This window comes from Streptomyces sp. NPDC001070 (genome assembly GCF_053598835.1).
This window is the reverse complement of sequence record NZ_JBSFLB010000004.1, coordinates 356,535-363,427: the sequence shown is the minus strand read 5'-3', so window position 1 is coordinate 363,427 and position 6,893 is coordinate 356,535. Positions and strand designations below refer to the sequence as shown.

Sequence of the window (6,893 nt, the reverse complement as noted above, 5' to 3'; positions counted from 1 at the left end):
TCTTCCTGCTAGCACGTCGGTTGACCCGTCCGAGTGAGATCCAGTCTACAGCGGACACACCCGCCCGACCCAGACCCACACCCCCTCACCTGCACTTTCACTGCCGGCGTCCGGACGCCGTTCCGCCACGGGGGCGAGTCCATCAAAGCCGGGGCGCCCCGCACACGGATTTCCTCGCTTTGCCCCGGCCCTCCCGGTGTGCGCGCGTGAGTGCGCGCGGGAGCGCGAGTGACGGCTCGGGCGGGTGCGCCGGTGTCCCGCGGAAGCGCCCCCCGGGCCGTCACTTGCCTCCGGCCCGGGGGGTCCGCCCGCCGGGGGAGGCCCCGGGGACGCGGGTGAAGGTGCCGAGGCCGTCGGCGTCGAGATGCTCCACGCGCACCCGGGTGGCCCGGCCGTCCGGCGCCGGGGTGAAGACGACACCGGACAGCCCGGCCGTGCTCGCCGGTCGTCGCATGGCTGAAGGTGTCGCCGGCGTAATGGCGCAGCGGGAATCGCATCGGCTCCGGTCCCAGCTCCATCGTCAGGACGCCGTCACGGACCCGCACGGTCATCGGGCCGTGGTAGTCGTCGGCGTACACGCCGGTGTACGCGTCGTCCGGCGCGGCAGCGCGCCACCGGAGGGGGAGGGGGCCGGTCCGCGGCGGGCGGCAGGGCACCCGCCCCCGCGAAACCGCCGGCGGTCAGCGCGCCCAGCAGGCCGAGGGCGGCGAGAGCCGGCGGGCGCGGCATGCGTACCCGGGCGAAGCGGCGCATGGCGCCCATTCAAGACGCTCCGGGCGGCGCTGTCCTGCGGGCGCGGTCCGTTCGGGTGCGTACGACCGCGCCCGGTCCGCGCGGGCCCTCACGGGGCCGCACGGACCGGGCGCGGATCGCCGATGACCGGTCAGGCCTTCTTCGTCTCCTGGAAGATGGCGTCGATCTGGTCGATCAGGTCGAGCAGCTTCTGGCCGGTCGCCGGGTCGGTCGAGGCCTTGGCGGCGCTGCCCGCCTTCAGCGCGTCGTTGAAGAGCTGGTGCAGCTGCGGGTACTTCTCGAAATGCGGGGCCTTGAAGTAGTCGCTCCACAGCACCGACAGGTGGTGCTTGACGAGCTCCGCGCGCTGCTCCTTGATGACGATGGCGCGTGCGCGGAAGTGCGGGTCCTCGTTGGCCTGGTACTTCTCCTGGACCGCCTTGACGGACTGCGCCTCGATGCGGGCCTGGGCCGGGTCGTAGACACCGCAGGGCAGGTCGCAGTGAGCGCTGACCTTGACCTTGGGCGCGAACAGGCGAGCGAGCATGACTGTCCTTCCTCGTGATCGTCTTTCCACCAGGGAGATTACTCCCCTGTCGAGTGGTTTTCTCGGGCGCCCCTGGGTGCTTAGGACAAAAGTCTGGTGTCACTCTGGGGCTGGTGGAGCATGGAGGAGGAGGCTGAGCATGCGTGAGCCCGGGGCTGGGCAGAGGAGGAGAGTGCCGTACCAGCTGGTCGAGGTGACAGGTCCGTCGATGGTGCCGACGCTGCAGCACGGCGACTGGCTGCTGGTGCAGTACGTCAGGAGCGCCGAGGACGTCCGTGAGGGTGACGTCGTGGTGCTGCGGCATCCGCTCCAGCAGGACCTGCTGATCGTCAAACGCGCCGTGGAGCGGCGGGAGGACGGTTGGTGGGTACTGGGCGACAACACCTTCGTGGAGAACGACAGCAGGGAGTTCGGCACCGTCCCGGACGAGCTGGTGCTCGCCCGGGGGCGGGGGCGCTTCCGGCCGCCGCGCGAGGTTCAGCGGTCGGTGGCGGGCGTCGCGGGCTGGCTGGTGTCCTGCGTCAGACCGCTCAGGGCGGACCGCTCGTTCTCCAGGCGTTTGCGGGCGCGGTAGGCCGCGACGTTGGCGCGGGTGGCGCAGCGGTCGGAGCAGTAGCGGCGCGACCGGTTGGTCGAGGTGTCGATGTACGCGTTGCGGCAGGTGGTGGCCTGGCAGACGCCGAGCCGGTCCACACCGAGGTCGGTGAGCTGGAAGGCCAGGCCCATGCAGGCGGTCGCGGCGTAGGAGGCGGTGGCCGTGGCCGCGTGGTCGGCGAGGTGCATGTGCCAGTTCGGGCGGCCGCTCTCGTCCAGGTACTCGTGGCCGGAGATCTGCGGGCTGACCGGGAACTCCAGCAGCAGCGCGTTCAGCAGGTCGACCGCGCGCACCTCGTCGCCCTCGGCGGCCGCCTCGAAGACACCGCGCAGCCGGGTGCGTACGGTGCGCAGCCGCTGCACGTCGGCGTCGCCGGCGCGGTTCGCCGCCTGGCTGGCCGGGCCGAACAGCTCGCGCACGGCGTCGACCGAGGTCAGGTTGTCGATGCCGCGCTCGGGCTCCTCGCTGTTCACCAGGCGCACGGCGTAGTCGGAGTAATAGGCGAGTTCCACTTGTAGTCCTTACGCGTGCGCTCTAAGGTCAGTAATGACTGCTCTTGCTCTAAGGGTATTACGGCTGGAGGGGAAACGTATGTCCGACACCGCCGCGGTGACCGACTGGCAGGCCTGGCAGGACAGCTGGGACCGGCAGCAGGAGTGGTACCTGCCGGACCGCGAGGAACGGTTCCGGGTCATGCTCGACATGGTGGAGGCGCTGGCCGGCCCCGAGCCCCGGGTGCTGGACCTGGCGTGCGGCACCGGCAGCATCTCCGACCGGTTGCTGCGGCGCTTCCCGGGCGCCGTGTCGACCGGGGTGGACCTCGACCCGGCGCTGCTGACGATCGCCCGCGGGTACTTCGCCGGGGACCGCAGGATCGAGTTCGTCACCGCCGACCTGCGCGACCCGCGGTGGCCGTCGAAGCTCCCGTACGCCACGTACGACGCCGTGCTCACCGCGACCGCCCTGCACTGGCTGAAGCCCGGGCCGCTCAAGACCCTGTACGGCACGCTGGCCGGCCTGCTGCGCGACGGAGGGGTCTTCCTCAACGCCGACCACATGCCCGACGCCACGACCCCGCGGCTGAACGCGGCCGTGCGCGAGCGGGACCGCGTCCGCCGGGAGCGGCAGAAGGCGGAGGGCGTGCCGGACTGGGAGCAGTGGTGGGCGACCGCCAAGGCCGACCCCGTGCTGGCCGGGCCCACCGAGGAGCGGTACGCGATCTACGGATCGCACGCCGACGGAGACGAGCTGCCGCCGGCGTGGCACGCGGCGGCGCTCCGGGAGGCCGGCTTCGGCGAGGCGCGGGAGGTCTGGCGTTCGGTCTCGGATGCGATCGTCCTCGGGCTGAAGTGATCCTTGCCCCGGCCGGTGCCGGCCACCGTCCGCGGTTCCGGTACGCGTACGGCACGGAACGGCGCGGGGAACAGTGCGGCCGTGGTGGCACCCCGGCGGCAAGCGGGGCAGGAGGGCCTGACGCCCCGCGAGAGGATACAGCCGACCGCGCTGCCGGGACCGTCGTGATGGCCGGAACCCGGCCGGCGGGTGATCGGCAGATGAGTGCATGACTCCGTTCGGCGACCCCAATCATCCTTCGGTAGCAGTGAGTTGACGTCCCGCCCCGTCCGAGGGCGGGGGAGGAAGTCCGCCCGGCGCACGATGACCGGGCGGAGGGCGCATTGCCAGGATCGCTGTCGATCGCCAGTGCGATCGCTGGCACGGATATGGCATGTGCCAGTCAGGCAACCCGAAAGAGACGGATGAACAAGCGAATTCGCGCGGGCCTGCTCGGCTCGGCACTCCTGCCGGCCGGCCTGTCCGTTCCCATGACCGCGACCTCCGCCGCGGCCGACCCTCCGTGCGCGGAGGACGTCTACGCCAAGCACACCGGTGAGTTCGAGTTCCAGGTCACGGTCACGCTCAACCGCTGCAACCGCCCGACACGGGCGATCATGAAGTGCGCCATTCCGTTCGGCGGTGGGATTTCGCGCGGGAACATCGTCAACGGCACCGGTGTGAGCAAGACGATCTGCGCCCGCAACACCGTCCCGGGTGACGCCGGATGGGACGTCTACTACGACGGCGGGTGGCACGCCCGCTGGGGGCACTGAGCAACGGGAAAGCCGGTGTCCCGGGCCGCACGGCCCGGGACACCGGCTTTTCGCGCTTCCCGACTACAGCACCTTGGACAGGAACGCCTTGGTGCGGTCGTGCTGCGGGTTGGTGAGCACGTCGCGCGGGTGACCGGACTCCACGACGACGCCGTCGTCCATGAAGACCAGTGCGTCGCCGACCTCGCGGGCGAAGCCCATCTCGTGGGTGACCACGACCATGGTCATGCCGTCCTCGGCCAGGCCCCGCATGACGTCCAGCACGTCGCCCACCAGCTCCGGGTCCAGAGCGGAGGTCGGCTCGTCGAAGAGCATCAGCTTGGGTTCCATGGCCAGCGCGCGGGCGATGGCGACGCGCTGCTGCTGACCGCCCGAGAGCTGGGCCGGGTAGTGGTCGGCCCGGTCCCGCAGCCCGACCCGGTCCAGCAGCTTCATGGCCCGCTCACGGGCGACGGCCTTGGTCTCACCCTTGACCATGACCGGGGCCTCGATGACGTTCTCGAGGGCGGTCATGTGGGGGAAGAGGTTGAAGCGCTGGAAGACCATGCCGATCTCCCGTCGCTTGGCGGCCACCTCGCGGTCCTTGAGCTCGTACAGCCTGTCGCCCTTCTGGCGGTAGCCGACGAGCTCGCCGTCGACCCACAGCCGTCCGGCGCTGATCTTCTCGAGGTGGTTGATGCACCGCAGGAAGGTGGACTTGCCGGAGCCGGACGGGCCGATCAGGCAGAACACCTCACGCGGGGCGACCTCGAGGTCGATGCCCTTGAGGATGTGGGCCAGGCCGAAGGACTTGTGGACGCCCTCCGCCTTGACCATGGGCCCGCCGTGCGATCCCTTGCTGAAGTCCGTCATGCCGTCGCCTCCGGGCTGCGCTTGGACAGGAGGTTCGCCTTGATCCGCTGCAACGGGGTGGGCGGCAGGTTACGGGTCGAGCCGCGGGCGTACCGGCGCTCCAGGTAGTACTGGCCGATGCTGAACACGGTGGTCAGGATCAGGTACCAGATCGAGGCGACGAACAGCAGCTCCATGACCGCCAGCGAGGTGCTGGAGATGTCGTTGGCGCGTTTGAGGAGCTCGTTGAACTGCACGGCGTAGGCGAGCGACGAGGTCTTGAGCATGTTGATGAACTCGTTGCCGGTCGGCGGGACGATCACCCGCATCGCCTGCGGCAGTACCACGCGGCGCAGCGTCTGGCCCTTGGTCATGCCCAGGGCGTGGGAGGCCTCGCTCTGGCCCTCGTCGACCGACTGGATGCCGGCGCGGACGATCTCCGACATGTAGGCGGCCTCGTTCAGGCCCAGGCCCAGCAGGGCGGCCAGGAACGGGGTCATGACCTGGTTCATCTCGTCCTTGTAGAACCCCAGGTTCAGGACGGGGAAGATCAGCGCCAGGTTGTACCAGATCAGCAGCTGGACGTAGACAGGCGTGCCGCGGAAGAGCCAGACGTACAGCCAGCCGACCGAGCTCGTGACGGGGTTGTCCGACATGCGCATGATGGCCAGCACCACGCCGAGGACGAGACCCACCACCATGGCGAGGATCGAGATGTACAGGGTGTGCCAGGCGCCGGACAGGATGGTCCCGTCCGTCAGGTAGTCCGGGATGACGCCGTAGTTGATGTCCGCGTTGGAGAACGCGACACCGATGAGCGCCAGCACGGCGATGACGAGCACGGCCGAGATCCAGCGCCCGTAGTGCCGCACCGGAATCGCCTTGATGGCCTGGGGCGGCACCCCACCCGCGGTGGCCGTCGTGGTTCCCGCGCCCTCCGGCGGCTTGCCGGAGGGCACCTTGTCGTTCTTGTCAGTCACAGTGACTGCCCTTCAGTGGAACGCCGGGGTCAGGAGCCGCCGTTGACCGTCGCGGAGGTAACCGCGCCGTCAGTGACATTCCACTTCTCGAGGATCTTGGTGTACTCGCCGTTCTTGATGATCGCGTCCAGGGCTTCCTTGAGCGCGTCGCGCAGCTCGGTGTTCTGCTTGGTCACACCGATGCCGTACGGGCCCGCCTCGATCTGGTCGCCGACGACCTCGAAGTCCTTGCCGCCGCCGGAGGTCTGCGCGTTGTACGCGGCCACCGGGAAGTCGTTGAGGTCGGCGGCCGAGGCGCCCTGCTTGAGGCGGAGCAGCGCCTCGGGGTCGGTGTCGAAGGTCTGCAGGGTGAGCTTGCCCTTGCCGTCGGCCTGGCACTTCTTGGCCTGCTCCTTGGCGATGCCCTCGGAGGTGGTGCCCTGCTGGAGCGCGACGGTCTTGCCGCACAGGTCGTCGAGGGACTTGATGCCCTTCGGGTTGCCCTTCTGGACCAGGATCGAGGTGCCGGCGGTGAAGTAGTCGACGAAGTCGATGCCCTCGCCGACCGTCTTGCCGGTGTCGGAGTCGACGCCGTTCTGGCGGTCCTTGGTGTCGTTCATCGCCGACATGATCACGTCGAAGCGCTTGGACTGCAGACCCACGATGAGCTGGGCGAACTTGCCGTTCTGGAACTCGACCTTCACGCCGAGCTGCTTGCTCAGGGCGTCGGCGATGTCGGGGTCGATGCCGACCGCCTTGCCGTCCTTGTAGTACTCCACCGGGGCGTACGCGATGTCCGAGCCGACCTTGATCACGCCGGCCGACTGCACCGACTTCGGCAGCTTGTCGAACAGAGGGGCCTTGGAGGTGCCGCTCGACGCGGACGGGGAACCGCCCTTGTCCGTCTGGTCGCCGCAGCCGGTGAGGACGAGGGCGCCGGCGACCGCGATCGCTCCGACCGCGGCGAAGCGGCTCGTCACGGTCGAGCGACGGGTGGTACGTGCGGTCATTGCTGGTTCCTCCTGCGGGGATCCTGGGAGCAGCCGATCTTCCGGGTACACACGTTCGGGTATCGCGATTTCGTGTGATCTCCGCATCTTGCCATCCGGACAGGTCCTCAT

General features: G+C 69.4%; 9 protein-coding genes. 3 read left to right on the top strand and 6 right to left on the bottom strand.

Going from position 1 to position 6,893, the window contains the following annotated elements; translation table 11 throughout:
• Window positions 1-280: 280 nt before the first annotated feature.
• Both ACWDAS_RS07625 and sodN read right to left on the bottom strand, forming a co-directional pair.
• Window positions 281-454: a hypothetical protein gene (locus ACWDAS_RS07625; protein WP_450387933.1), complete on the bottom strand. Its 174-nt coding sequence runs from the start codon at window positions 452-454 to the stop codon at window positions 281-283.
• Window positions 455-883: 429 nt separating this feature from the next.
• Window positions 884-1,279, bottom strand: a complete 396-nt coding sequence (gene sodN, locus ACWDAS_RS07620) for a superoxide dismutase, Ni (RefSeq protein ID WP_018563636.1) — start codon at window positions 1,277-1,279, stop codon at window positions 884-886.
• A 139-nt stretch (window positions 1,280-1,418) separates the two neighbouring features.
• Here sodN and sodX point away from each other — a divergent pair, with 139 nt between their 5' ends.
• On the top strand, window positions 1,419-1,853 hold the full coding sequence (gene sodX, locus ACWDAS_RS07615; protein ID WP_450387915.1) for a nickel-type superoxide dismutase maturation protease: 435 nt from the start codon (window positions 1,419-1,421) through the stop codon (window positions 1,851-1,853).
• Here the strand turns inward: sodX and ACWDAS_RS07610 are convergent.
• Window positions 1,757-2,386 carry a CGNR zinc finger domain-containing protein gene (locus ACWDAS_RS07610; RefSeq protein WP_450387914.1) on the bottom strand — a complete coding sequence of 210 codons (630 nt, stop codon included), beginning with the start codon at window positions 2,384-2,386 and terminating at the stop codon, window positions 1,757-1,759. The two genes, sodX and ACWDAS_RS07610, sit on opposite strands and share 97 nt — an antisense overlap.
• 79 nt (window positions 2,387-2,465) lie before the next feature.
• Between ACWDAS_RS07610 and ACWDAS_RS07605 the strand changes: the two genes are divergently transcribed.
• Window positions 2,466-3,227, top strand: coding sequence for a class I SAM-dependent methyltransferase (locus ACWDAS_RS07605; RefSeq protein WP_450387913.1), 762 nt, complete (start codon window positions 2,466-2,468; stop codon window positions 3,225-3,227).
• 404 nt (window positions 3,228-3,631) lie between these two features.
• Window positions 3,632-3,982: a hypothetical protein gene (locus tag ACWDAS_RS07600; RefSeq protein ID WP_450387912.1), complete on the top strand. Its 351-nt coding sequence runs from the start codon at window positions 3,632-3,634 to the stop codon at window positions 3,980-3,982.
• 63 nt (window positions 3,983-4,045) lie between these two features.
• On the opposite strand, the gene ACWDAS_RS07595 is transcribed toward ACWDAS_RS07600, so the two are convergent.
• Genes ACWDAS_RS07595 through ACWDAS_RS07585 form a run of 3 tightly spaced genes read right to left on the bottom strand, consistent with a single transcriptional unit; the run spans window position 4,046 to window position 6,782 of the window.
• Window positions 4,046-4,834 carry an amino acid ABC transporter ATP-binding protein gene (locus ACWDAS_RS07595; RefSeq protein ID WP_450387911.1) on the bottom strand — a complete coding sequence of 263 codons (789 nt, stop codon included), beginning with the start codon at window positions 4,832-4,834 and terminating at the stop codon, window positions 4,046-4,048.
• A complete protein-coding gene (locus ACWDAS_RS07590; protein WP_450387910.1) occupies window positions 4,831-5,793 on the bottom strand; it encodes an amino acid ABC transporter permease in 963 nt (320 codons plus the stop codon). The genes ACWDAS_RS07595 and ACWDAS_RS07590 overlap by 4 nt, the downstream gene beginning before the upstream one ends.
• Before the next feature lie 29 nt (window positions 5,794-5,822).
• Window positions 5,823-6,782 (bottom strand): ABC transporter substrate-binding protein, encoded by a 960-nt coding sequence (locus ACWDAS_RS07585; RefSeq protein WP_450387909.1) that lies wholly within the window; start codon window positions 6,780-6,782, stop codon window positions 5,823-5,825.
• Window positions 6,783-6,893 lie beyond the last annotated feature (111 nt).

Bases quoted from the DNA above. Each gene is read 5' to 3' on its own strand.
- ACWDAS_RS07625 (WP_450387933.1), bottom strand. From the start codon at position 454: ATGCGACGACCGGCGAGCACGGCCGGGCTGTCCGGTGTCGTCTTCACC.
- sodN (WP_018563636.1), bottom strand. From the start codon at position 1,279: ATGCTCGCTCGCCTGTTCGCGCCCAAGGTCAAGGTCAGCGCTCACTGC.
- sodX (WP_450387915.1), top strand. From the start codon at position 1,419: ATGCGTGAGCCCGGGGCTGGGCAGAGGAGGAGAGTGCCGTACCAGCTG.
- ACWDAS_RS07605 (WP_450387913.1), top strand. From the start codon at position 2,466: ATGTCCGACACCGCCGCGGTGACCGACTGGCAGGCCTGGCAGGACAGC.
- ACWDAS_RS07600 (WP_450387912.1), top strand. From the start codon at position 3,632: ATGAACAAGCGAATTCGCGCGGGCCTGCTCGGCTCGGCACTCCTGCCG.
- ACWDAS_RS07595 (WP_450387911.1), bottom strand. From the start codon at position 4,834: ATGACGGACTTCAGCAAGGGATCGCACGGCGGGCCCATGGTCAAGGCG.
- ACWDAS_RS07585 (WP_450387909.1), bottom strand. From the start codon at position 6,782: ATGACCGCACGTACCACCCGTCGCTCGACCGTGACGAGCCGCTTCGCC.